Origin of the sequence: Polynucleobacter necessarius (assembly GCF_900095205.1) — a bacterium.
In the GTDB taxonomy this organism is placed as follows: domain Bacteria; phylum Pseudomonadota; class Gammaproteobacteria; order Burkholderiales; family Burkholderiaceae; genus Polynucleobacter; species Polynucleobacter necessarius_E.
In genome coordinates, this window is sequence record NZ_LT606951.1 from 1,685,747 (window position 1) to 1,709,048 (window position 23,302).

Genomic DNA, 23,302 nt, shown 5'->3' on the forward strand with positions numbered 1-23,302 from the left:
GAACGGCCCTTTGCTTACTACAGATCTACCTCCACTTTTGCTAGCTCTACTTTCGCCTTGCCTTCAGCTAATTGCACCTGATACATATTGTTAACTTGAAGCTCTCGAGGGTTGCGTACTGCATGTAGCTCACTCTTACCCCCACTCAAAATCACCGCATATCCTCGCTCTAGTGTTCGTTGAGGATTGAGCATCTCTAGTTGTGACTGGTAATGCGATTGATTACGCTTCCAATTTTCCATGCGCACAGACCAAGCCTGATTCAGTCTTTGTTGCCAACCCTGAATTTGTTCACGCATCCGATCAGGATTGGGCAAGGCATGACTTAATCTCAACGCGAGTTGATCTAAGGTTTGAGCTTCGCATTCCACTCGTTGATTAATTCGCTGTAACAATGCCTGCGTGATGGCATCAAGCTCTTGTAGCAATTGATCTCGGCGTGGAGCCGCCAATTCTGCAGCTCCGGTTGGTGTAGGGGCCCGCAGATCCGCAACAAAATCTGCGATGGTGAAATCCGTTTCGTGCCCAACACCACTGACTATCGGAATAGTGGATTGTGCAATGGCGTATGCCAATTGCTCATCGTTAAATGCCCAGAGATCCTCAATACTGCCTCCACCGCGCACTAACAAAATGACATCAACTACATTTTCCTGTTCGGCAGCTTTCAGAGCACTGATTATTCCAGCGGGTGCGTCAGGCCCCTGTACTAAGGTTGGATAAATCACAAGGGGAATATGTGGCGCTCTTCTTGCCAAAGTACTCAGAACATCTTTGAGTGCTGCTGCTTGTGGGGAAGTGATGATGCCAATCACTCGAGGATGTAGCGGAATTTCACGCTTACGCTCTTCATCAAATAAGCCCTCTTTGGCTAACTTGGCTTTGAGCTTTAAGAAGGCTTCGTAAAGCCCACCCATGCCAGCACGGCGCAAAGTTTGGATGGTTAGCTGAATATCTCCTCGGGGAACATACATTCCCAAGCTAGCGCTCACCTCAACCAAATCTCCTGATTGCGGCATAAAGCCAACCTGGCCATTGCGTCCCCGGAACATGACGCAGCGGATTTGCCCCTCTGCGTCCTTTAAGGAAAAATACCAATGCCCACTGTCATAAGCCTTGAAGTTGGAAATCTCCCCGCTCACCCATACGGTATCAAAGCGGTCCTCCAAGGAAGCCGCAACGGCACGGTTAAGATCGCCAACACTCAGAATTTCCTTGATATCTCCGACATTTTTTCTCTTTAATCTAGCAACCATCTGACTTCGGGGTAAATAAATACCCACAGATACTCATGAACCTAGAATGGAACGCCTATAAGTAAGTAATTACTGACCCAAAACGTCTCATAAATCCAACACATCTAACATAAGTTATTGATTTATATAATAATTAATTCAGCCATTCTATTCATATTTATCTTACTTAAAAGTGAATTCACCATCATTCAAGGACTTAGAGCATCCATTCAAAAAAGTTTTGCACAGACTTATCCACAGGTTAGCTTTCTGAAATCAGCTTTTTAATTCAGCTAAAGTACTAAGCTTATGTACTCCATCTTACTATCCGCCGGCTGGCCCATTTGGCCTCTACTCATTATTTCTATTGTGGGCTTAGCGATCGTTCTTGAACGTAGTTGGTATTTTGCGCCAAACGCATATTTTCCAAAAAAACTGCCTAGAAACTACTTTTTCTCTTGCAAATCAGATGGTTAAGGAAAAATCGGCGATTTCTGAGCTCCAAATAACTGAATTAGCCTCCATTGCTCCATCATCCCCGCTTTTAGCCTGCACCCTCAAAGAAAAGCTATTGGGCAACAGCCCTGACTCAGCCTTAGAAGAGTTGCAAGTGACCGCGCAAGCAACTTGGCAAAAATTAGACCGCTACCTTGGTGCGCTTGTCAAGATTGCCACTATCGCCCCCTTACTGGGTCTGTTTGGCACCGTGGTAGGCATGATCGAAATTTTCGGCAGCCAAGGCGCCATCAATGGCTCAACCGGCAGCCCGCAATAATTAGCACATGGTATTTCTGTGGCGCTCTACAACACCGCATTTGGTTTACTCATTGCTATTCCAGCGTTAGCAGCATGGCGTGGTTTACGGGCAATGGCAAATCAACGTCAACGCGAGTGCGAAGAATTTACCCGCCAACTTTATAAGAAACTATATCCGAGTGATTCCACTAAATGAGTTGGTTAGAAACACATCCTCAAACTAGAAAACGATTTTCTCTCGGCAGTAGTGTTGCACCTGTTGAACCAGAAATTAATCTCATTCCGTTTATTGATGTGTTGTTAGTCGTATTAGTCTTTTTAATGATCTCCACTACTTTTACTCGTTATCAGGAATTAGCCATTACTCTGCCGACAGCTAATGGCCACGAAAGCCAAGCGGAGGTTAAGCAAATTCATATTGCAGTGAGTCGTGATGGTCGCTTTGCCATTAACGGTAAGGTAACTAAGCGTTCGCAATTGAGTAGCGCATTAATACAACTTAGCGGACAAGGCGCTCAAAAAGATGCTGCGAGTTCTTTACAGATCAATATTGATGCAGATGCTAGGGGCGCCCCATCAAGTAGTAATGACAGCACTTGAGGCAGCAAGAGATGCGAATCTCTCTAATATTGTCTTTAGCAGCCAATTGAATAACCAAGCCAAGAAGTAAGTTGCGAACAACGAAACCTCTTTTTTATGTCCTCTTCTTTTTTCCGTAAAGCCCCCAAGTTTTGGGAAAGACGTGGCCCTACCAGCTTATTGCTTTGGCCGCTCTCCTGGCTTTATGGCTTGGTATTGCGCATGCGCAAGCTGATTCAGGATACTGGCTTAGTTAAATCCACACCCGTTCCTGTACCCATCATTATTGTTGGCAATATTCGTGTTGGAGGCACAGGCAAAACTCCGATTGTGATTGCTCTGGCGGATCGATTGCTACAACTGGGCTGGCAACCTGGAATCATCAGTCGTGGTTATGGCTCTTCCTTGCAAAATACTCCATTACTAGTCACCAACAATTCTGATCCTGCATTAGTAGGCGATGAGCCTGTATTGATTGCAAAACGCACACACGATCAATTTCCAATTTGGGTTTTTCCTAAGCGTCAACAAAGTATTCGAGCTTTACTCAAACACTCTCCTCATGTGAATGTAATCATTAGTGATGATGGTTTGCAACATAGTGGGTTGGCTCGCTGGCCTGCTCGTGAGGGAGGGCGTGATATTGAATTTGTGGTCCGTGATGGTCGCGGAGAAGGGAACCGTTTCCTGTTGCCTGCTGGCCCACTGCGCGAGTCAGCCACTCGCGAACGTGATGCCACTCTATTTACAGAAAAAGTAACGACTACCGACAGTGCAACTCACCTTCATGATGAATATTTTTTAGGAAGGCGTGGATTCTCACTCTTCAGTCATTTAGGTGACGCATATCAATTAATTAATCCGAGCAATCATCGGTCTCTTGTGCAAATTGCCGACAGTTTTTTACCAAACAAAATCACTGCCGTTGCCGCTATAGGAAACCCCCAACGCTTTTTTGATGATCTACTCAAGCAAGGCATTGCCGCTAAAACGATCCCCCTACCAGATCATGCAAGCTATACCCCTGAGTTCTTTGAAAAGATTCATGCGCAATGCATTCTGATTACCGAAAAAGATGCAGTGAAATGCTCTGACATTAAGGACGAACGTGTTTGGGTGGTACCAATGACTTTCAGCCTTCCTGATAGCTTGGTTGAATGGTTGCAATCTATTTTGCAACGCCCTGACCCTTATCGCTACAACTTGTAGGTTTGTCATGCCTAGTACTACACTGATGCCACTACACTGTATTCACCTTATAAAGAAGCTCTATTACAAAAATCATGGATAAAAGACTACTCAATATTTTGGTATGCCCTATGTGCAAAAGCCCATTGCATTTAGACGCCGATAAGGGTGAACTCATTTGCAAAGCAGACCGCTTAGCCTACCCTATTCGTGATGATGTTCCTGTCATGCTGGTGGAAGAAGCGCGCAGCCTCACCCCTGATGAAATTTTTTAATCCATTGAATACTCCTCTTCAATGAACGCTCGCCCTCAAGCGCCAAATTTTTTAGTTGTCATCCCTGCAAGATTGGGATCTACTCGCTTGCCGCGTAAACCATTAGCAGATATTGGCGGCAAACCCATGGTGATTCGTGTGGCTGAACGCGCCCAACAATCACTTGCGCAAAGCGTAGTAGTGGCGACTGATTCACCAGAAATACAAGCAGTGTGTGATGAGCACCGGATTGAATGCTTACTCACAAGCCCAGAGCATCCAACTGGAACTGATCGCATTGCAGAGGTTGCTCAATTATTAAAGCTTCCCAATAACACTTTGATTGTGAACGTCCAGGGCGATGAGCCGCTCATCCCACCCGAACTCATCAATCAAGTAGCTAGTACTTTGGCAAATCATGTAGAGTGCGCTATTTCTACGGTAGCTGTACCTATTACGGACCCATCTGAGATTAATAATCCCAATGTTGTGAAAGTAGTCCTGAATCGATCCGGAGAGGCTCTCTATTTTTCCAGGGCAACAATTCCCTTTGTCAGAGGCCCCCAAAGCAGCCAAAAAACAGAATATTTACGTCATCTTGGCATCTACGCCTACAGGGCTGACTTTTTACAAGCCTATACCCGCCTAGAGCCTGCTCCCCCAGAGCAAGCGGAAGCTTTAGAGCAATTGCGCGCACTCTGGAACGGCTATCGTATAGCAGTTCATACCGCCTCAGAGGCTCCTCCAGCAGGGGTGGACACCCAAGAAGACCTAGAAAGAGTTCGTCAAAACTTCTGGCTTAAAACCAAGCTCATCGGCCATCGTCCTAGTAGTTTGTCCTTTCTCGGGGATAATCCTAGGCAAAAGGTATCCATGATCCCAACAAAATACGGGACAATGTCAGCTCTTCTAAGGGGAAAACAATGCGGCTGATTCTGCTCGGTGCACCAGGTGCTGGAAAAGGCACACAAGCTCAGTTTATTTGCGAAAAATTCGCGATTCCACAAATTTCTACGGGCGATATGTTGCGCGCAGCTGTAAAAGCAGGAACCGAACTCGGTATTGCAGCTAAAAAAATTATGGATGCAGGTGGTCTCGTTTCAGATGACATCATCATCGGTCTCGTAAAAGATCGCTTAACCCAACCAGATTGCAGCAAGGGGTACTTGTTTGATGGTTTCCCAAGAACTATCCCTCAAGCACAAGCCGTGAAAGATGCTGGCGTTCCGATTGATTACGTTTTAGAAATTGACGTTCCATTTGATGCCATCATCGATCGCATGGGCGGTCGTCGTGTACACCCAGCCTCTGGTCGTGCTTATCACATCAAATACAACCCGCCAAAGGTTGAAGGTAAAGATGATGTGACTGGTGATCCATTGATTCAGCGCGATGACGACAAAGAAGAAACTGTTCGCAAGCGCCTTCAGGTATATGACGATCAAACTCGTCCGCTCGTGGAGTACTACTCGTCATGGGCTGCACAAGCCAGCCCTGCCGATAAGGTAAAAGCGCCGGCATATCGCAAGGTTAGCGGAACAGGTAGTGTTGAAGATATTACCGCTTCGATCTTCACTGTATTAAAATAACCTATATTTAGTTAGTTTTAGCTAAATGAAAAAGGACTGCATTGCAGTCCTTTTCTTTTTGTGAACTTACCCGATTACTTCAATTCTTTGAGAGCGCTCTCAAAAGACTCAATATCAGCAAAGCTTCGATACACCGATGCAAAACGAATATAAGCCACTTTATCGAGGCGCTTGAGTTCCCCGCATGACAAGCTCACCAACGCGGTCACTCGGAATCTCTTTCTCACCAAGACTCAAAAGCTTCTCTTCAATTCTGGCGATGGATTCATCCACAGAATCTGAAGAGACTGGGCGCTCACGCAACGCTAGCTTGAGTGAACTAGCTAACTTATCGTGACTGTATTCTACTCGACTACCGTTCTTCTCTTCACGATAGCAGGTAGCACTAATTCCACGCGCTCATAGGTCGTAAAGCGTTTATCGCACTTGGCGCAACGGCGGCGACACGGCGAATAGTATCGCCCTCATCAGACACCCGAGTATCCAATACTTGGGTGTCTTCGTTATGGCAAAAAGGGCAGCGCAATTAGTTTTCTTTTTTGTAATGAATTACTTAACCGTAGACTGGGAAACGCTTAGTGAGCTTAGCTACTTGCGCACGCACTTTAGCGATATTGTCTGGATCATTGGGGTTATCCAACACATCAGTAATAAAGTGAGCCACCTGTTTTGCTTCGGCCTCTTTAAAGCCACGAGTGGTCATTGCAGGAGAGCCCAAACGAATACCACTAGTCACCATTGGTTTTTCTGGATCATTCGGAATACCATTTTTATTGCAAGTGATATGCGCTTCGCCTAGGACGCGTTCGGCTTCTTTGCCGGTCATTTTCTTGGCACGCAAATCCACCAACATCACATGAGAATCTGTACCACCAGAAACAATACGAAGTCCTCGCTCAATCAAAGTCTCTGCAAGTGCTTTGGCGTTAGCTACTACTTGCTTTTGATAATCCTTAAAGCTGGGCTCTGCTGCCTCTTTGAAAGCTACCGCTTTTGCAGCAATCACATGCATCAAAGGACCACCTTGTAAGCCTGGGAATACTGCTGAGTTAATGACTTTCTCATGCTCAGCCTTCATCAAAATGATGCCACCACGAGGACCGCGTAAGCTCTTATGCGTAGTAGAAGTAACAATGTCTGCATGAGATACTGGGTTTGGATAAACGCCTGCCGCAACTAGTCCTGCATAGTGGGCCATATCGACCATAAAAATCGCGCCCACTTCTTTGGCTAATTTGCCAATGCGCTCAAAATCTATTTTTTTAGAGTAAGCAGATGCACCAGCAATAATTAATTTGGGTTTGTGCTCACGAGCCAAACGCTCCATTTGCTCGTAATCAATCTCTTCATTCTTATCGAGTCCATAAGCGATAGGGTTAAACCACTTACCGCTCATATTCAATGCCATACCATGAGTTAAGTGACCGCCTTCAGCCAAACTCATACCCATAAAGGTATCACCGGGCTTTAAGAATGCCAAAAATACAGCTTGGTTAGCAGATGCTCCGCAATGAGGTTGCACGTTGGCAGCCTCAGCACCAAATAAGGCCTTAACGCGATCGATCGCCAATTGCTCAGCAACATCCACGAATTCACAACCGCCGTAATAACGCTTACCTGGATAACCTTCAGCGTACTTATTGGTCAACTGGGAGCCTTGGGCTTCCATTACAGCTGGTGAGGTGTAGTTTTCAGAAGCAATCAGTTCAATATGGTCTTCTTGACGCTTATTTTCGTTCTGAATAGCTTCCCATAACTGGGGGTCGGTTTTAGCTAAAGTATTTTGACGGTCAAACATGGTAATAATCCTGATGAAATTGGATTGCTTAAGTAAAATCAACCTACATCATACAAAATCCACCATGACCTCTACACAAGACCTCTCATTCCTCTCCCTAGTCCTCAATGCCAGCCTATTAGTACAGTTGGTAATGTTGTTATTACTAGGGATATCCATCGCCTCTTGGACCATTATTTTTAAGAAAACAGCGGTTTTGCGTGGGGTTAGACAAGATACCGAGCGCTTTGAGCGTGACTTTTGGGCTGGCGGGGACCTCAACACCCTTCTAGAGGCAGCTCAACGCAATACCCGAAGCGATGCCGTTTTAGAGCATATCTTCGAGGTGGGCATGCAAGAGTTCATGAAAGTACGTGAGATTGATGCAGCTAGACGGGCGATGAAGGCTACCTATCAACGCGAAATGGACCTCCTAGAGGCTAATTTGCCCTTTTTAGCATCCGTTGGCTCGGTTTCTCCTTATATTGGCCTATTTGGCACCGTCTGGGGAATCATGCATTCGTTCCGCGGCTTAGCCAATGTTCAGAACGCAACCCTTTCTGCAGTAGCCCCTGGAATTGCTGAGGCACTCATTGCGACAGCGATTAGTTTGTTTGCTGCTATTCCAGCCGTTGTTGCTTATAACCGTGCCGCAACCGATGTAGATCGCCTCTCCATTCGCTTTGAAACCTTTATTGAAGAGTTCACCAATATCTTGCAGCGTCAAACTGCAGGACGCTAATTGAAGCAATAGACGAAAAATTTATGGCTGGATCTTCATTACGTAAAAACAAACGCCGGGCGATGTCTGACATCAATGTAGTGCCCTACATCGATGTGATGTTGGTATTGCTAGTGATCTTCATGGTCACTGCTTCCATGGTTAATCCCGGTGTAGTCAACTTACCAACAGTAGGTGGTGCCAAAGTTCAAACTTTACCGCCCGTCTTTTTAACCATTGATGCCAACGAAAATGTCATCGTACGCAAAGATGGTGACCCTACACAAACCTTAAATAAATTTGAACTTGGCAGCTTTGCGCGTTCGCAAGCTGAAAAATCAGCTGATCAACCCATTGTGATTGCAGCCGATAAATCCATCAAATACGAGACTGTGATGGATGTCATGTCCAAGCTCAAAGAGAATGGTGTCAAGCGTGTTGGCCTTGCGGTGAAGACCCAATAAGGTTTGACGGTCAGTCTTCATTCTTCATGAATAGCACTCCTACTTTTCAGCCAGGCTTCTCGCCATTCAAGAGAGGCCGCTTTACAAAACAAGAAAGTACTAAGCGCGCCTTTACTTTTTCACTCATAGCCCATTTAGGATTACTGGCTCTACTGATGATTGGCATTAACTGGAATAACAAAACTTCTTCTGGTGTTGAAGTGGAACTTTGGGACTCTGCGCCCCAAGTGGAGGCGCCTCCAGAGCCCGAACTCAAAACAGAAGTTAAAGAAGAAGCTGCTGACATCGCCATCAAAAAAAAAGAAGTAAAGAAAGAACCTCCTAAAAAAGAGGTCAAGGAAACTCCTAAGGCAATAAAACCGCCACCTCCCAAGGAGAAGCCCAAGGAACCGGAAAAACCAAAAAAGGCTGAGACTCCTAAAGCACCATCTCCCGCTGAAACTAAAGCGAATGCGGCAGCAGAAAAAGCCCGTGCAGATCAATTGGCACGATTGCGTGCTGCTGCTGGCGCCGAAGGTGGTAGTGGCGGCACAGTGGGTAGTGGTGTTGGAGGTGGTGGTAATGCACCTCCAGGCTGGACCGATAAAGTCATTAAAAAAGTGAAGCCACTCATTGTCTTTAACCCTGAATCAGTCAGCGGAAATCCCGCTGCTGTCGTTCTGGTTAATCTGGCACCTGACGGCGCTATTTTGAGCACCAGCATTCAGTCATCTAGCGGCAATGCCGGCTGGGATCGTGCGGTCTTACTTGCCCTTAGTCGTGCAGAGAGTTTGCCAAAAGACGACAATGGCAAAATTCCTCAACGCGAAGTAAAACTCACCTTTAAACCCAAAGATTAATGCATGCTGCAAATTGCAAAAAGATTGAAAGCGCTACTGAACTCTTTTAGCTCGATTGTTATTGCCTCATGTATCACGCTGTTATCAGGTACGGCAACACTTGTACTTGCTCAAATGAATATTGAAATCACAGGCGTGGGTCAATCACTCTACCCAATCGCAGTGATGCGTTTTAAAGATGAAAATAAATTACCTACTGGCGTGACAGAAATCATTCGTCAGGATTTAGCGCGAAGCGGTTACTTTAAAAATACTGAAAACGGTAATGCTGTTGAAAGTGATGATGGCACCCCCAACTATAAATCTTGGGCAGCACGTGGTGCTGATGCATTGGTTGTGGGATCAGTAGTGCAAACCGGCGGATCCCAATTTGAAATCCATTACAAACTTTTTGATATTCGCAAATCCCAAAGTCTTGGTGGCTTAAATCTCAACTCAAGCGCGGATAACTTACGCGCCATTGCCCACAAGATTGCCGATGACATCATTCTTAAATTACTGGGTGAGCGTGGTGTGTTCTCGACCCGCCTGTCCTACGTTATCAAGGATGGCAAACGCTACCGCCTAGTTATCTCGGATGCTGATGGCCAAAATATCCGTAATGCTATGAATAGTGGAGAACCAATCATTTCTCCATCATGGTCGCCTGATGGTAAAAAAATGGCTTACGTTTCTTTTGAAGATCGCAAACCAGTAATTTATGTGCATGAGCTGGCAACTGGACGTCGTATATCTCTATCAAACCAAAAGGGCAATAACAGCGCCCCAGCATGGTCGCCTGATGGTAAAAAACTAGCCATCTCACTCTCCAAAGATGGCAATACCCAAATTTATGGCATCAACGCAGATGGGACAGGTTTGCATCGCTTAACACGTGGTAACACGATCGACACCGAGCCTCAATACTCTGCTGATGGTCGTTACATCTATTTCACTAGTGATCGCGGCGGCAATCCCCAAATCTATCGCATGAGCGCCGAGGGTGAACAAGCAGAAGGAGTTAAACGTGTTACCTTCAAACAAGGTTTTGTCACATCACCACGCATCTCGCCAGATGGAAAATATTTGGCTTACATTGCGAACATTGGTGGCGCTTACCGCCTCTACATTCTCAATTTAGCAACGGGTGATGCTCAGGCTCTAACCGATGGCTCTAGTGATGAATCCCCCTCATTTGCTGCCAATGGTCGCTATGTTCTCTATTCCACCAAAGTCGGCGGTAAACGCGTTCTCGCCGCTGTTTCAGTGGACGGCAACTCTAAACAGGTATTAAGCATTCCAGGTTATGACGTCCGTCAGCCATCCCGGGGACCATTTATGGACTAAGGCTTTGGGGTCTCGATTTTCTAGCAAAACCCTTTTAAAGATGTCAAAAAGTCACTTTTGATGTTCTTAGGGGCATAATATTGGGTATTGACTCCACTGGAGTAACTTTAATACTTATTTCGTTATTTGGCTTGTAGGAAAAAGGGAAGATCATGAAGATTTCTATCGCACGTCGTGCAGTATCGTTTGCCTTAATTGGAGTTACGGCACTTTTATTAGCCGCCTGCTCAAGCGTTAAGCTAGATGACACCGATGGCGCCAATAGCAGCGGTAATAGCAATGGTAACTTTGGCTCTCAGCCATGGAATGATCCTAAGAGCCCACTCTTCGAAAAGAGTGTTTACTTTGGTTTTGATGAATACACCGTTCAAACTAAATATCAAAAAATGTTATCGGCACACGCCAGTTATTTAAAGGCCAACCAAAAACAGAATATCATCATTCAAGGCAATACCGATGAACGCGGAACCGCTGAGTACAACTTAGCTTTGGGACAACGGCGTTCTGATGCTGTTCGCAAATTATTGAACTTGATGGGTGTTTCTGATGATCAAATGGAAGCAGTCAGCTTTGGCAAAGAAAAACCAAAAGCCGAAGGTGATAATGAAGCAGCTTGGGCAGAAAATCGTCGTGCTGACATTGTGTACATCACCAACTAAATGAAGATGCCTTCAAACCCAATCAAACAAACGCTCTCACGAGCGTTTTGTTTAAGTGCCACCCTCATTTGTTTGAGTGCCTCAAGTAGCGCTTGGGCACTCTTCTCAGACGATGAAGCTCGTAAGGCTATTTTAGATTTACGCAAGTCTCTTGCAACAACCCAGTTGGAGTTACAGGGTCAAATCGATAAGCTTAAATCAGAGAATGCAGTGCTACGTGGCAAGGTAGAAGAGCTTGAAAAACAAGGCGAAGACATTAACACTAGCCAAAAAACATATTACCAAGATCTGAATACGCGCCTAGGTAATTTCGAGCCACGCACTATCACCATTGAGGGTATCTCTGGAACCGTACAGCCCGGTGAGAAAAAAGCCTATGACGATGCGTTAAAGGCATTTCAAGCAGGTAATTTGAAAAAAGCTGACCAAGCTTTTTCTTCCTTTACCGCTAAATACTCTAGCAGCCCTTATTTACCTCTTGCTTTGTATTGGGGTGGTAATAGTAAATATGCCCGCAAGGATTATGCAGGCGCCATCAGTCAACTTCAGCGTCTAATCAAGACCTACCCAAATCATCCACGCATTCCAGCGGCTATGGTGACTTTGGGAAATTCTCAATTAGAAAGTGGCAACAAGGCTGCTGCCAAAAAAACCTTTGCAGAAATTATTGCTAAATACCCCGATACTGAATCTGCTAAAGAAGCTCAGCAATTGATGAGTGGAACAAAGTAATTATCCGCCACTGACTCATGTCTAAACTGTCTGCTGCATTTTAAATCTCTCGCACCTCGTAAACTCGGAGCTCCAGCGGTCATTCTATTTTCCGGCGGACTAGATTCCACCACCGTTCTCGCCTTAGCTAAAGATCTTGAATATACACCTTATGCGCTCTCTGTAGGATATGGTCAGCGCCATTCCTCAGAGTTAGCTGCAGCCAAACATATTGCAAAACAGATTGGGGTAGCTCGTCACGAAATCGTCAATTTGGATCTCACACGATTTGGTGGATCCGCCTTAACGGACTCATCTATAGCCGTTCCTGTTACACCAGGCAATGATCAAGAGATTCCAATTACCTACGTACCGGCTCGCAATACGATTCTGTTATCTCTTGCCTTAGACTGGGCCGAATCTTTGGGTTGGTCTTGATATTTTCTATGGCGCCAATGCAGTGGATTATTCGGGCTATCCTGATTGCCGCCGCCGCCCAGAGTATGTAGCATCATTCGAGAACATGGCTAATTTAGCCACTAAAGCTGGCGTAGAGGCTATGAACGATTCAAATCGTTTTCGGGTGCACGCTCCTATTATTAGCCTCACTAAGGCAGAAATCATTCAACTTGGAACCACTCTAGGAGTGGATTATTCCCAAACCGTTTCCTGCTATCAGGCCAATGATTTAGGTGAAGCATGTGGGGAATGTGAGTCATGCCGTTTAAGACAGGTGGGTTTTAAGCAGGCTCATGTAAGTGATCCAACGCGATATCAAAACACTTCTAAAAATAATTAGCCTTACTTCGGCTGCACACTTAGCATCCTCGCTACATAGCGCGCAATAAGATCCACCTCTAGATTCATAGCATCCCCTGGCTTTAAATTACCAAGTGTCGTATTTTGCAAAGTATGCGGAATGATGTTGATGTCAATAATGCAAGCGTTGACTGTGTCTTCAACTTGATTCACAGTCAACGATACGCCGTTCACAACTATAGAGCCCTTGTACGCCAGATATTGCGCGAGCTCTTTGGGTGCCTCGATACGTAACAACCAGGAGCCATATTCGTCATTCGCAACTTGAGAAAAATGTGTAACCTTTCCAACACCATCTACGTGCCCGCTCACTAAATGTCCGCCTAAGCGATCATTTAAGTGCATGGCTTTTTCAAGATTGACCGGGCCAACCTGATCGAGACCAACCGTTTTATTGAGAGACTCGCGAGAAATATCTAAACTGAAACTAGTGTCATTCAGTTGCGTGGCAGTCATACAGGCACCCTGGATAGCAATACTGTCACCTAAAGCGGCATCATCCAGATAACCTGCTGGAAACTCAACTAGCAAATGTAAACCATCGCCTTTTGCTTCGGCGCTTCTAATTTGACCAACTGCAGTAATAATTCCAGTAAACATAAATATGATTTTAGTTTTTAATTAAACGGATTCGTAGATCAGACCCAAATAGAGTTTGATCGATGGGTTTCCAATTCTGCCTGCCATCCAAAGAACTCAAGGGGGTGACATTGGCTATACCAATGCCTTCGCCCATAAAAAATGGCGCGTAGTACAAAAGGAGTTCATCCACGCAATTTTCTCGAAGCAGGGAGCCATTCAGCTTAAAGCCTGCTTCAACGTGAATCTCATTCATTTCGCGCTCTTTTGCTAAGTAGGAGAATAATTTGGTTAGATCCACTTTGCCAAATACATTACTCATGGCAATGACTTCAATCCCGCGCCCGTTAAATGTTTTTGCTTTTTGCTGTAATTCGGGATCGTCTAGATTGGCACAAATAATCATGACGCCAGATTGATCAGCATTTTCTAGGATTTTTGCTGTTATAGGGGTTTCCAGCTTGGAATCAACGATGACGCGCCATGGTTGACGTGAAGTTGAAACATCCCGAATATTTAAACTGGGATCATCTTCTTTAACGGTGCCCACACCTGTAACAACGGCACAGGCTTGAGCACGCCAATGATGCCCATCTGCTCTTGCAAGTGAGCCACTAATCCACCGACTACGACCATCCGGTAAAGCAGTTTTGCCATCTAAGCTTGCTGCGATTTTCATCCGCACCCATGGCAATCCGCGTGTCATCCTTGAGATAAATCCTAGGTTTAATGAGTGAGCTTCTTCTTCCAGCAGCCCACAATCCACCTTGATTCCAGCCGTCCTTAAGCGCTCCAAGCCCTTGCCAGCAACTAAGGGATTGGAATCTGACATAGCTACAAACACAGCTTGCAGGTTTTGCGGCAATCAATGCATCAACACAGGGGGGCGTTCGTCCTGTATGGCTACATGGCTCAAGAGTGACATACATTGTTGAGCCTGCTGGATCATGCCCTAAAGCCTTTGCATGGCTTAGAGCCTGAATCTCTGCATGAGCGCCACCTATCCTCTGAGTAAATCCTTTTCCAATAACTTGACCATCTTTAACAATCACACAGCCCACTCTGGGATTGGGATTTGATAAATAAAGTGCTTTTCGAGCCTCGGCCAAAGCCTCGCCCATAAATTGGAGGTCAACTGCGCTATACATAGGGTCTATTAAACCATTCAATGGCTACGCTTTGTATCTGTTGTTGGATTACAGATGCGCCAACGCCCCCGCTACTCAAAATCATTTGGCGCTCTATGCTTGGAACTCTAATGTGACCCAAAATTAAACGATTAACCACAAATCCGCCTTGAGCGCTTTTAGCCGCTCCCGCCACATTAAACAGGATGCCCTTCTTACCCGAGCTTGGATCAATAAATTGCTTACCCCCACCCTTAAAGTACACGGGGTCAATGCTTGTCTGCGAGAACCATTGTTTATTGATGCAGCCTGCTTTGACCGATTTCCCTACGCATCCACTTTGAACAACCCATCCAGCATCTCATCGACCTTCAGCATTTGGGACAATATGCACGGACTAACCCAGATACAGGGCTTGTTGACGAACAAAATGAGCATGCGCAACAAATCTTCTGGCAATAGTTCTACCTCCCGATCTGCAATTTGCTCATATAGCAAAGGCATAGTCATCATTGCCACAATAGCAATAATTAAGACTACTGCCATTAACTCTAGCAAACTAAATCCTGCTTGAATAATCCATCTTGAACTTTGGTATTTATTCAAATGATTGGCGCCAATTTAAGCGACTCACAATACCCGTTTTTTCGTCAATGACAACGCCAATCTGAATCGCTGGCGTTTGTTTGCTGGAGATGAGCCAGCCATTTTTTCCTGAGGATTGAATAAAGCAATTATTTTCTTTTAAATTTGAAAGTGTAGTGATATTTTGCTCACAATCAAGTACAGCTTTTTCTACAGCAATAAAATGTTGTTGAGCTACCACCAATGTTTTGTCTTCCATGATGCGTATTGCATTTAATCTCTCCAAGTGAACAACCAGAGCGGAGCAAAGCAATAACAGCGGTATTACCCATGCCAAAATCATCAGAGATTCCTAGTTGAAAAAGTACGCTCTAACTCTAGGTTTAGCCTCCCTCCATCGGTCATTTTTAATTTGACCTTAAAGAGCTTCTGACCTTTGATTGATTGGGATTGAGCGGGGTTTACCTCTTCTATAAAAAGTCCGCCAACTCCATTCATCAAGGTGGAGTTTTGAATGCGCCCTTGACGATCAAGGGACCGACATATCAGAGAGCCGCCATCTACTTTTTACCCTTTTAGAATACCCGCTTGATGATCTACCAACAATCCCTGAAGCGCTAAAAGATTTTTAGTGCGCTCTTTAGTGATTACGTTGCCAATACAATCGTAGTCAATTCCGTTTGATAGTTGATGATGAATAGTGATTGAATCAGACTTGTTATAGCCAGCCCCTTTATTTATCTGTAGAAAAGAATCGGGGGTCGATGCATTAGAGCCTAATTTGTTAATAGCTAAATCTATTGTTTGCAAGTTACAATATCCCGCCATCCGAATAGCACGTCCAATCAACTCAAAAGCACGATCCGCCTCTGAAATCAGTGATTGTGATTTCTCGTACTCAATTTGCTTGATGACCAAATCAGCGCTTGTCTTTAATAATGGATTGAGTAGTAGTGCGCATAGAGCGATTCCCATTAGGCACTCGAGCAATGTCATTACTTATACCTTTGGCAGATAAAGTGAGGTTAGATCTGACTTGTTCTTGCGCTTCAAAGGCATCTAATTCCTTTCTCAGCTGTGATCTTTTAATTTCTTGCTGTGTCAGGTTTAAGGCTAGGCGCTGATAAATACCTACTGACGCAATCCAGCCCCCCCCAGAATCATGCTCATTGCTAGCAAAAAAGCTCAAGCAATATGAAAAACCTGGGTTACTTTTTGCCATGGATCTCGTACAGGGGTGTTTTGGAGCTGACATGCCCTATTTTCATAGGAGGACTCCATTACCAAAACTCTCCTCTGAGGCTCTTTCTGTCAGAAAGTTGGGATATTGGGGTGGGAGTGAACAACAAGCAGATCCTGCGCTTAAAATAGAGGGCTATGCCAAATAACCTTGCCTCCACCAAAGAAATTATTGCTGACCTGCGCGCTGGCAAAATGGTGATCCTCGTTGATGAAGAAGATCGTGAAAACGAAGGCGATTTAGTCTTATCCGCAGATCATGTGACTGCTGAGGCCGTCAATTTCATGGCAAAACATGGTCGTGGCCTAATCTGCTTAACCTTAACTCGTGAGCGCTGCCAGCAATTGAATCTCCCTTTAATGGTGAGAGATAACGGCACCTCAATGGGCACTAATTTCACCGCATCTATTGAAGCTGCTAGCGGCGTCACCACAGGTATCTCAGCAGCTGATCGCGCCTTAACTATCAAAACTGCAGTTGCGCCAAACGCCAAGCCGAATGATTTAGTTCAGCCTGGTCATATTTTTCCATTAATGGCTCAGCCAGGTGGTGTATTGATTCGCTCGGGACATACTGAGGCAGGATGTGACTTAGCCGCAATGGCCGGATGCTCCCCCACTTCTGTGATTTGCGAAATTATGAAAGATGATGGCAGCATGGCGCGCCTTCCAGATCTTTTGGAGTTTGCAAAAGAGCATCAATTAAAAATTGGCAGCATTGCCGATCTGATTCAATATCGCAGCCAAAATGAGAGCATTGTTGTACGCGAAGGATCTCGCGAATTTGTTACACCCTGGGGGAAATTCCAAGGCATTATTTATCGAGACACTCCGAGCTCTTGTATGCACATTGCACTGATTCATGGCAAACCTTCCGAGTCCCAAGAAACACTGGTGCGCGTCCATGAGCCAGTTACCGTATTGGATTTTCTTGACTCCAATGTGAGCACTCATTCTTGGCCTCTTGCAAAAGCGCTTGAGCAAATTGCATCCGCACCTGCTGGGGTAGCGGTGCTTCTTAATGCCTCTAGTATTGCGGCCCCAAATGGTCAAGATTGGTTGGCTCAGTTTCAGAAGCTCAATCAATCACAAGATGACATTAAAAAACCGTTATCCAGAAAAACAGACTTCAGAAGCTATGGTATCGGCGCACAAATCTTGAAAGATATTGGCGTTGGCAAAATGCGCTTGCTTGCAAATCCAAGTCCTGTACCGAGCCTCTCTGGTTATAAGCTCGAAGTGACAGGCTATAAGCCTTATACCCCTTAAACCTTGCAGCTCTTCATTTTTTAGAAAACTTTTTTATGTCTAACACCACTAATGATTTTGTAGGCGTTCTTGAAGCAGACCTCAATGGTCAGGATCTACGCATTGGTATCGTACAAGCCCGCTTTAATGAAGATCATTGTGTCGCATTAACGAATTCTTGTATTAACGAACTTATCTCTCTTGGAGTTTTGCAAGCTGATATCAAGCTGGTTACGGTTCCAGGGGCACTAGAGATTCCTTTTGCACTCCAAAAGCTAGCAGAAACTGGTGAGTTTGATGGCTTGATTGCTCTTGGGGCGGTGATTCGCGGTGAAACCTATCACTTCGAATTAGTCTTCAACGAGTCTGCAGCCGGCATTACTCGCATCTCGATTGATTCGGGATTGCCAATTGCCAATGGAGTGTTGACTTGCGACACTGATGAGCAGGCTCATGCGCGCGTTCAAGTAAAAGGCGCTGAATGTGCTCAAGCTGTAGTCGAGATGGCGAATCTTGCTCTGGCATTAACCCCTAATATCGATATTGAAATCAACTCGAGTGAAGAATAAATTGCATTTTTATCCCTAGTTAGAGCCTTCTCGCTTCCAGCGGGACTTGCTTTAGGGTGTATTGCTGATGTTTTTAACAAGATAAGAATCGGAATCAGTAGTCACTAGGCTTTATCTGAGCATATATTAGGAATACATTGCACCCTCTCGCAATTTTCCTAGACAAATTTCCTATTATTTGAAATATGTTTAATTAACCCAAACCCGATAAATAAATCTAGTAAATAAAAGGGTTTGAAGAAAATTAATGGTAGCTATTCGAATAGAATACTTCCATTAGCGTTTAACGGAATATTTAATCAAAAAATGAAGGCCGTCATGCTTGCTGGTGGTTTGGGTACTCGAATTTCTGAGGAAACTCATCTGAAGCCAAAACCAATGATAGAAATTGGTGATGCCTATTCTTTGGCACATTATGAAGCTCTATTCTGGTCACGGAGTGAATGATTTCATTATTTGCTGTGGTTATCGTGGATATGTCATTAAAGAATATTTTGCTAATTACTTTTTGCACATGTCCGACGTGACGTTTGATATGAGCGCAAATACGATGGAGGTTCATCAAAAGAAAGCTGAACCTTGGCGCGTAACACTAGTTGATACTGGTGAGAGCACTATGACTGGTGGTCGATTGAAGCGTGTATCTGAGTTTATTAAAGATGAAGAAGCATTTTGTTTTACTTATGGGGATGGGTTTAAGTGATATCGATATTGCAGAATCCATCCGCTTTCATCGTGAGCACGGCAAGCTTGCAACTGTAACAGCAGTCGCACCCCAGGACGCTATGGCGCATTGGATTGTGAAGGTAGCAAGGTCTTAGGCTTTGTTGAAAAACCTAAGGGTGATGGTGCGGTAATTAATAGTGGCTTTTTCGTGCTTTCTCCCAAATGTTTAGACTTAATCGATAGCGATCAAACCAGTTGGGAGTCTTCCCCTTTAATTGAGCTTGCTTCCAAGGGGCAGTTAATGGCGTTTGAGCATCATGGTTTCTGGCAACCCATGGACACACCCCCCTGCTGCGCAATAAAAATCGTCTTGAGGAGCTTTGGTTGTCGGGCGAAGCGCCTTGGAAAAGCTGGAAATGAGCCTGGCAGGAAGTGCTAACCCCAATTTTTGGGCTAATAAGCGCGTTTTATTGACAGGACATACCGGCTTTAAAGGGGCGTGGTTAGCGCTAATGCTGTTGCGCATGGGGGCCAAAGGCTACAGGAATTAGCTTACCGCCTAATAGCGCCCCCAATCTTTTTTCACTTGCAAAAATTGATCAATGCATTAAAAGCCATTTCATCGATATTCGCGATGCGAAGGCATTAGCGAAAGTCGTTGATCAGGTTAAGCCAGAAATTGTTTTTCATTTAACTGCGCAAGCTTTGGTTAGAGCGGGCTACAAAGACCCCTTCACTACTTTTGAGACAAACATCATCGGTACTGCAAATGTGATGGATGCATTGCGGGGAAAAGATTTTGCGCGAGTAGTTGTGGCAATCACTACGGATAAGGTTTATAAAAATTTAGAGCATCATCACCCGTATCGTGAGACTGATGCCCTGGGTGGACATGATCCTTATAGTTATAGTGCCAGCAAGGCTGGAAGTGAAATTATCATTTCTTCCTATCGTGATTCCTATTTAAGTCAACAGGGAGTTGCGGTAGTCTCAGCTCGTGCAGGGAACGTTATTGGTGGTGGTGATTGGTCCGATGATCGACTCATTCCAGATGCGGTACGCGCCTGGAATACTGGCGCCGTGCTTGAGATTCGTAGGCCTATGGCGATTCGTCCTTGGCAACATGTTCTTGAGCCTTTGAATGCTTATCTGGTTTTGGCGGAAAAGCTCCATGTAGATCCCTCTTTGGCGGGTGCTTATAACATTGGGCCTCAAACTCATGAGGCTGCTACCGTCCAAGAGGTCACTGAATTGGCAAAATAATGCTATGGTCAAGGAACTGTCTCGTATGGTGAAGGCGATGAGGGGCCGCATGAGGCTGATATTTTAACTTTAGAGATTGCCAAGGCTATGGATTTGTTAGGAGTGACTCCACGTTGGAATTTGCTGGCCACTATTGAACACACAATGAATTGGTATCAAAAACACAAGGAGGTGTAAATGCAGCTAATTTGTGTGAAGAGGATATTGAAAAATTTAATAAAGCTTTATTAGCTTAACGCCCATGAGTCAATTTTCTGTTATCGATACATCTATTGCAGGACTACATGTCGTAGAGCGAAGAATGATTGGGGATAGCAGAGGATTCTTGTCCCGCATTTTTGTGCTGAGCAGCTGAATCAATTTGGTTGGCATAAACAAGTCAATCAAATTAATCAAACATTAACTAAAAAAAGAGGCGCCGTACGGGGGGTGCATTTTCAGCGCTCTCCATATACAGAAATGAAGTTGGTATCGTGCTTACAGGACAAAATTTTAGACGTGGCAGTGGATCTACGTAAAAATTTCCCTACATTTTTGCAGTGGTACGCCCAAGAGCTCTCTGCAGAAAACTGTCGCGCTTTGCTTATTCCAGAGGGTTTTGCGCATGGCTTTCAAACGCTTTCAGATGATTGCGAATTACTGTATTTGCATTCAGCGCCTTACAAAAGTGATGCGGAGGGAGGGTTGGCGACCAACCGATCCTATGTTAAACATCAATTGGCCATTAGAGATTTCCGAAATATCGCAAAAAGATAGCATGCATCCCTTGTTGACTCCAGAATTTAAAGGGATTGAATAATGAAGTGCCGTCACTGTTTAACAGAGTTGACTCATAACTTTTTAGATCTTGGCTTTACGCCACCGTCTAATGCCTATCTAACGCAGGATGATTTAAGCAAAGCCAGAAAAACATTATCCGCTGAAGGTAATGGTTTGTAATCACTGTTGGCTGGTGCAGACAGAGGACTATGCACAAGCAGATGAGTTGTTTGATTCTGAGTACGCCTATTTTTCCAGTACCTCAAATTAGCTGGTTGGAGCACGCCAGGCTTTATGCTGAAAAGATGGTTGCTGAGCTTGGATTAAATGATAGTAGCCATGTCATTGAGTTGGCCTCAAACGACGGTTACTTGCTTAAGAATTTTCTTACAAAGCAGATCCCGTGCCTTGGGATTGAGCCCACAGCGAGCTACTGCTAAAGCAGCAGAATCATTGGGAATTTCTGTACTGCAGGAGTTTTTTGGTGAGCAACTGGGCGAACGTTTAAAGCGAGATGGATTGCAAGCGGACTTAATTGCTGGCAATAATGTTTATGCACATGTACCAGATATTAATGACTTTACGCGGGGGGTTGAGGGCGGCATTAAAGCCCGGCGGCACAATCACTTTAGAATTTCCGCATCTCATGCGTTTAATCGAATTCAATCAATTCGATACTATTTACCATGAGCATTTTTCTCATCTGTCTTTATATACGGTTTCACAGATTTTTAAGTCTGTAGGTTTAAGAATTTGGAACGTAGAAGAGTTGCCAACTCATGGCGATAGCCTTCGTATTTATGGCTGTCATCAGGAAGACCAGCGACAGACGCTACCTGCAGTACAAGCAATTCTTGACCAAGAAAAAGAGCGTGGCTTGCAGGATTTGAATACTTATCAACAATTTCAAAAAAAGGCAGATCTCATTAAGAATGATTTCCCGGAGTTCTTAATTGAGCAAAAGAAATTAGGAAAGGTGGTCGCCGCCGCCTATGGTGCTGCAGCTAAGGGTAATACGCTGATGAATTATGCAGGTGTAAAGCCAGATTTATTGCCATTTGTTTGTGATGCTGCTTTAGCTAAGCAAAATAAATTCATACCGGGCAGCCACATTCCCATCCTTGCCCCCAAAGCCCTTGCCGAGCGAAAGCCTGATTTTGTTGTCATTCTTCCTTGGAACATTGCTGAGGAAGTGATGAAGCAGAACGCTGATTTAGTAGCGACTGGCACTAAGTTCGTAAAAGCAATACCTCTCTTGACTGTTCTATGAGTGAACTGGTCTTATTAACCGGTGCTACTGGCTTTGTGGGAGCCCAGGCCCTGAACTCGCTGAATCGAGCTGGAAAGCGGGGTGCGCTTAGTAGTGCGTAGTGGCAGTGAAACTCAATTTTCTCAGTATCAATGTGTTGAATCGATTGTTAGTTCAATTAATATCTTTGCTGAGAATGAGCAGTGGTGGGAAAAGCGTGTGAAGGCGTTGATACCGTTGTTCATGTTGCTTGGTATACAAATCCTAGTGATTATTTACTCTCCCCCAGAAATCAAGATTGTCTAAAAGGCACTCTCGCTCTGGCCAAAGGAGCTGCGCAAGTAAAAATCCGTAGGTTTATTGGGGTTGGCACTTGCTTTGAATATAAATTGACCGGTGGTTACCTCTCTATTCAGACTCCCTTGAATCCTTTGACGCCATACGCATCTTGTAAAGCGGCAGCTTTTAGTGCGCTTACAAACCATTTTTCATCAGAAGGAATAGAGTTTGCATGGTGTCGTTTGTTTTATCTTTATGGCGATGGTAAAAATCCAAAAAGATTAGTGCCTTATATCCGAAGCAAGCTCCAGTTAGGTAAGGTTGCAGAGTTGACCTCAGGAATGCAAATCAGAGACTATTTGAATGTAGCCTCTGCCGGAGAAATGATTGTCCAATCCGCGCTTGATAAAACATTAGGCCCAATTAATATATGTTCGGGCAAGCCAATTACGGTAAGAGAATTAGCTGAAACTATTGCAGATGAGTATGGCGCCCGTCAATTACTGAAGTTTGGCGCGAGGCCTGATAATCTCATTGATCCACCCTGTGTTGTGGGGGTTAAGTAATGTGTCTTGTTAGATATAAATCTTGACAGGCAAATATAGAGTTATTGATGTTGAATTCTAAGTTTTAAATTGGCCCGGTACCCAGAATTTCTTGAATTAAATTGGAGTTAATCATGACTGATTTCCGCAAGGAAGTGGCGATGCGCATAGATGCGGTTGCTACTGATACTGAATTAAATAATGCGGCTAAAGAGTTTCTATTAGCGAGTTTTGCAAAAAAATATTCCTATAATTTTCTTGGCAAGATCGTCCGATC

General features: G+C 44.6%; 28 protein-coding genes and 6 pseudogenes. 24 read left to right on the forward strand and 10 right to left on the reverse strand.

Annotation, left to right across the window (positions count from 1 at the left end; all coding sequences use genetic code 11):
- Nucleotides 1-17: 17 nt before the first annotated feature.
- A complete protein-coding gene (gene xseA, locus DXE37_RS09320) occupies nt 18-1,256 on the reverse strand; it encodes an exodeoxyribonuclease VII large subunit (RefSeq protein ID WP_114637297.1) in 1,239 nt (412 codons plus the stop codon).
- Nucleotides 1,257-1,704: 448 nt separating this feature from the next.
- Here xseA and DXE37_RS09325 point away from each other — a divergent pair.
- The 6 genes and pseudogenes from DXE37_RS09325 to adk all read left to right on the forward strand — a co-directional run bounded on the left by DXE37_RS09325 (nt 1,705) and on the right by adk (nt 5,601).
- Nucleotides 1,705-2,187, forward strand: a pseudogene (locus DXE37_RS09325) (MotA/TolQ/ExbB proton channel family protein).
- The gene (locus tag DXE37_RS09330) at nt 2,184-2,591 is read left to right on the forward strand and encodes an ExbD/TolR family protein (RefSeq protein ID WP_231971306.1); all 408 of its coding nucleotides are present in this window, start codon (nt 2,184-2,186) and stop codon (nt 2,589-2,591) included. Before DXE37_RS09325 ends, DXE37_RS09330 begins: the two are co-directional and overlap by 4 nt.
- A gap of 96 nt (nt 2,592-2,687) precedes the next feature.
- Nucleotides 2,688-3,779 carry a tetraacyldisaccharide 4'-kinase gene (gene lpxK / locus DXE37_RS09335; RefSeq protein ID WP_114637298.1) on the forward strand — a complete coding sequence of 364 codons (1,092 nt, stop codon included), beginning with the start codon at nt 2,688-2,690 and terminating at the stop codon, nt 3,777-3,779.
- A gap of 74 nt (nt 3,780-3,853) precedes the next feature.
- On the forward strand, nt 3,854-4,033 hold the full coding sequence (locus DXE37_RS09340; RefSeq protein ID WP_114637299.1) for a Trm112 family protein: 180 nt from the start codon (nt 3,854-3,856) through the stop codon (nt 4,031-4,033).
- Between the two features lie 21 nt (nt 4,034-4,054).
- A pseudogene (gene kdsB / locus DXE37_RS09345) lies at nt 4,055-4,801 on the forward strand (3-deoxy-manno-octulosonate cytidylyltransferase); the annotation flags it as partial.
- A gap of 134 nt (nt 4,802-4,935) precedes the next feature.
- Nucleotides 4,936-5,601: an adenylate kinase gene (adk, locus tag DXE37_RS09350; protein WP_114637301.1), complete on the forward strand. Its 666-nt coding sequence runs from the start codon at nt 4,936-4,938 to the stop codon at nt 5,599-5,601.
- A gap of 74 nt (nt 5,602-5,675) precedes the next feature.
- Here adk and nrdR read toward each other — a convergent pair.
- Both nrdR and glyA read right to left on the reverse strand, forming a co-directional pair.
- Nucleotides 5,676-6,127: pseudogene (gene nrdR, locus DXE37_RS09355) on the reverse strand (transcriptional regulator NrdR).
- A gap of 27 nt (nt 6,128-6,154) precedes the next feature.
- Entirely contained in the window at nt 6,155-7,399 is a 1,245-nt protein-coding gene (gene glyA, locus DXE37_RS09360; RefSeq protein ID WP_114637589.1) for a serine hydroxymethyltransferase, read from the reverse strand.
- A 64-nt stretch (nt 7,400-7,463) separates the two neighbouring features.
- On the opposite strand from glyA, the gene tolQ reads away from it, so the two are divergent.
- From tolQ to queC, 7 genes and pseudogenes are all read left to right on the forward strand, one after another.
- Nucleotides 7,464-8,120 (forward strand): protein TolQ, encoded by a 657-nt coding sequence (gene tolQ, locus DXE37_RS09365; protein WP_114637590.1) that lies wholly within the window; start codon nt 7,464-7,466, stop codon nt 8,118-8,120.
- 23 nt (nt 8,121-8,143) lie between these two features.
- The gene (tolR, locus tag DXE37_RS09370; RefSeq protein ID WP_114637302.1) at nt 8,144-8,563 is read left to right on the forward strand and encodes a protein TolR; all 420 of its coding nucleotides are present in this window, start codon (nt 8,144-8,146) and stop codon (nt 8,561-8,563) included.
- A gap of 26 nt (nt 8,564-8,589) precedes the next feature.
- Complete coding sequence (tolA, locus tag DXE37_RS09375) at nt 8,590-9,402, forward strand: cell envelope integrity protein TolA (RefSeq protein WP_114637303.1); 813 nt, start codon at nt 8,590-8,592, stop codon at nt 9,400-9,402.
- 3 nt (nt 9,403-9,405) lie between these two features.
- Nucleotides 9,406-10,728: a Tol-Pal system beta propeller repeat protein TolB gene (tolB, locus tag DXE37_RS09380; protein WP_114637304.1), complete on the forward strand. Its 1,323-nt coding sequence runs from the start codon at nt 9,406-9,408 to the stop codon at nt 10,726-10,728.
- Between the two features lie 152 nt (nt 10,729-10,880).
- Nucleotides 10,881-11,387, forward strand: coding sequence for a peptidoglycan-associated lipoprotein Pal (gene pal, locus DXE37_RS09385; protein WP_114637305.1), 507 nt, complete (start codon nt 10,881-10,883; stop codon nt 11,385-11,387).
- Between the two features lie 6 nt (nt 11,388-11,393).
- On the forward strand, nt 11,394-12,119 hold the full coding sequence (gene ybgF, locus DXE37_RS09390) for a tol-pal system protein YbgF (protein ID WP_231971307.1): 726 nt from the start codon (nt 11,394-11,396) through the stop codon (nt 12,117-12,119).
- Nucleotides 12,120-12,152: 33 nt separating this feature from the next.
- Nucleotides 12,153-12,897, forward strand: a pseudogene (gene queC / locus DXE37_RS09395) (7-cyano-7-deazaguanine synthase QueC).
- Between the two features lie 2 nt (nt 12,898-12,899).
- Here the strand turns inward: queC and DXE37_RS09400 are convergent.
- The 7 genes and pseudogenes from DXE37_RS09400 to DXE37_RS10910 all read right to left on the reverse strand — a co-directional run bounded on the left by DXE37_RS09400 (nt 12,900) and on the right by DXE37_RS10910 (nt 16,430).
- On the reverse strand, nt 12,900-13,517 hold the full coding sequence (locus DXE37_RS09400) for a riboflavin synthase (RefSeq protein ID WP_114637307.1): 618 nt from the start codon (nt 13,515-13,517) through the stop codon (nt 12,900-12,902).
- Between the two features lie 10 nt (nt 13,518-13,527).
- A pseudogene (gene ribD / locus DXE37_RS09405) lies at nt 13,528-14,644 on the reverse strand (bifunctional diaminohydroxyphosphoribosylaminopyrimidine deaminase/5-amino-6-(5-phosphoribosylamino)uracil reductase RibD).
- Nucleotides 14,637-14,888: a hypothetical protein gene (locus DXE37_RS13065; RefSeq protein ID WP_231971309.1), complete on the reverse strand. Its 252-nt coding sequence runs from the start codon at nt 14,886-14,888 to the stop codon at nt 14,637-14,639. The pseudogene ribD and the gene DXE37_RS13065 overlap by 8 nt, the downstream one beginning before the upstream one ends.
- Nucleotides 14,889-14,950: 62 nt before the next feature.
- Nucleotides 14,951-15,229, reverse strand: coding sequence for a type IV pilin protein (locus tag DXE37_RS13070; protein ID WP_231971310.1), 279 nt, complete (start codon nt 15,227-15,229; stop codon nt 14,951-14,953).
- Nucleotides 15,222-15,551 (reverse strand): hypothetical protein, encoded by a 330-nt coding sequence (locus tag DXE37_RS09415; RefSeq protein ID WP_114637308.1) that lies wholly within the window; start codon nt 15,549-15,551, stop codon nt 15,222-15,224. Before DXE37_RS09415 ends, DXE37_RS13070 begins: the two co-directional genes overlap by 8 nt.
- Before the next feature lie 224 nt (nt 15,552-15,775).
- On the reverse strand, nt 15,776-16,183 hold the full coding sequence (locus DXE37_RS11805; RefSeq protein WP_231971311.1) for a hypothetical protein: 408 nt from the start codon (nt 16,181-16,183) through the stop codon (nt 15,776-15,778).
- A complete protein-coding gene (locus DXE37_RS10910; RefSeq protein ID WP_162786259.1) occupies nt 16,128-16,430 on the reverse strand; it encodes a hypothetical protein in 303 nt (100 codons plus the stop codon). The genes DXE37_RS11805 and DXE37_RS10910 overlap by 56 nt, the downstream gene beginning before the upstream one ends.
- A 155-nt stretch (nt 16,431-16,585) precedes the next feature.
- On the opposite strand from DXE37_RS10910, the gene ribBA reads away from it, so the two are divergent.
- The 11 genes and pseudogenes from ribBA to DXE37_RS09460 all read left to right on the forward strand — a co-directional run bounded on the left by ribBA (nt 16,586) and on the right by DXE37_RS09460 (nt 23,046).
- The gene (gene ribBA / locus DXE37_RS09430; protein WP_114637310.1) at nt 16,586-17,716 is read left to right on the forward strand and encodes a bifunctional 3,4-dihydroxy-2-butanone-4-phosphate synthase/GTP cyclohydrolase II; all 1,131 of its coding nucleotides are present in this window, start codon (nt 16,586-16,588) and stop codon (nt 17,714-17,716) included.
- A gap of 35 nt (nt 17,717-17,751) precedes the next feature.
- Nucleotides 17,752-18,264 (forward strand): 6,7-dimethyl-8-ribityllumazine synthase, encoded by a 513-nt coding sequence (gene ribH / locus DXE37_RS09435; RefSeq protein WP_114637311.1) that lies wholly within the window; start codon nt 17,752-17,754, stop codon nt 18,262-18,264.
- Nucleotides 18,265-18,570: 306 nt separating this feature from the next.
- A pseudogene (gene rfbF, locus DXE37_RS09440) lies at nt 18,571-19,350 on the forward strand (glucose-1-phosphate cytidylyltransferase).
- A gap of 126 nt (nt 19,351-19,476) precedes the next feature.
- Nucleotides 19,477-20,193 (forward strand): CDP-glucose 4,6-dehydratase, encoded by a 717-nt coding sequence (rfbG, locus tag DXE37_RS09445; RefSeq protein ID WP_231971402.1) that lies wholly within the window; start codon nt 19,477-19,479, stop codon nt 20,191-20,193.
- A gap of 387 nt (nt 20,194-20,580) precedes the next feature.
- Nucleotides 20,581-20,949, forward strand: a complete 369-nt coding sequence (locus DXE37_RS09450) for a dTDP-4-dehydrorhamnose 3,5-epimerase family protein (RefSeq protein WP_331852172.1) — start codon at nt 20,581-20,583, stop codon at nt 20,947-20,949.
- A 42-nt stretch (nt 20,950-20,991) separates the two neighbouring features.
- A complete protein-coding gene (locus DXE37_RS14110; RefSeq protein WP_331852151.1) occupies nt 20,992-21,132 on the forward strand; it encodes a hypothetical protein in 141 nt (46 codons plus the stop codon).
- Nucleotides 21,122-21,223: a hypothetical protein gene (locus DXE37_RS14115; RefSeq protein WP_331852152.1), complete on the forward strand. Its 102-nt coding sequence runs from the start codon at nt 21,122-21,124 to the stop codon at nt 21,221-21,223. Before DXE37_RS14110 ends, DXE37_RS14115 begins: the two co-directional genes overlap by 11 nt.
- A 143-nt stretch (nt 21,224-21,366) precedes the next feature.
- On the forward strand, nt 21,367-21,642 hold the full coding sequence (locus tag DXE37_RS14120; RefSeq protein ID WP_331852153.1) for a hypothetical protein: 276 nt from the start codon (nt 21,367-21,369) through the stop codon (nt 21,640-21,642).
- The gene (locus DXE37_RS14125; RefSeq protein WP_331852154.1) at nt 21,599-22,222 is read left to right on the forward strand and encodes a methyltransferase C-terminal domain-containing protein; all 624 of its coding nucleotides are present in this window, start codon (nt 21,599-21,601) and stop codon (nt 22,220-22,222) included. Before DXE37_RS14120 ends, DXE37_RS14125 begins: the two co-directional genes overlap by 44 nt.
- An 81-nt stretch (nt 22,223-22,303) precedes the next feature.
- Complete coding sequence (locus tag DXE37_RS13075) at nt 22,304-22,507, forward strand: hypothetical protein (protein ID WP_231971412.1); 204 nt, start codon at nt 22,304-22,306, stop codon at nt 22,505-22,507.
- Nucleotides 22,408-23,046, forward strand: coding sequence for an NAD-dependent epimerase/dehydratase family protein (locus DXE37_RS09460; RefSeq protein ID WP_231971312.1), 639 nt, complete (start codon nt 22,408-22,410; stop codon nt 23,044-23,046). Before DXE37_RS13075 ends, DXE37_RS09460 begins: the two co-directional genes overlap by 100 nt.
- Nucleotides 23,047-23,302 lie beyond the last annotated feature (256 nt).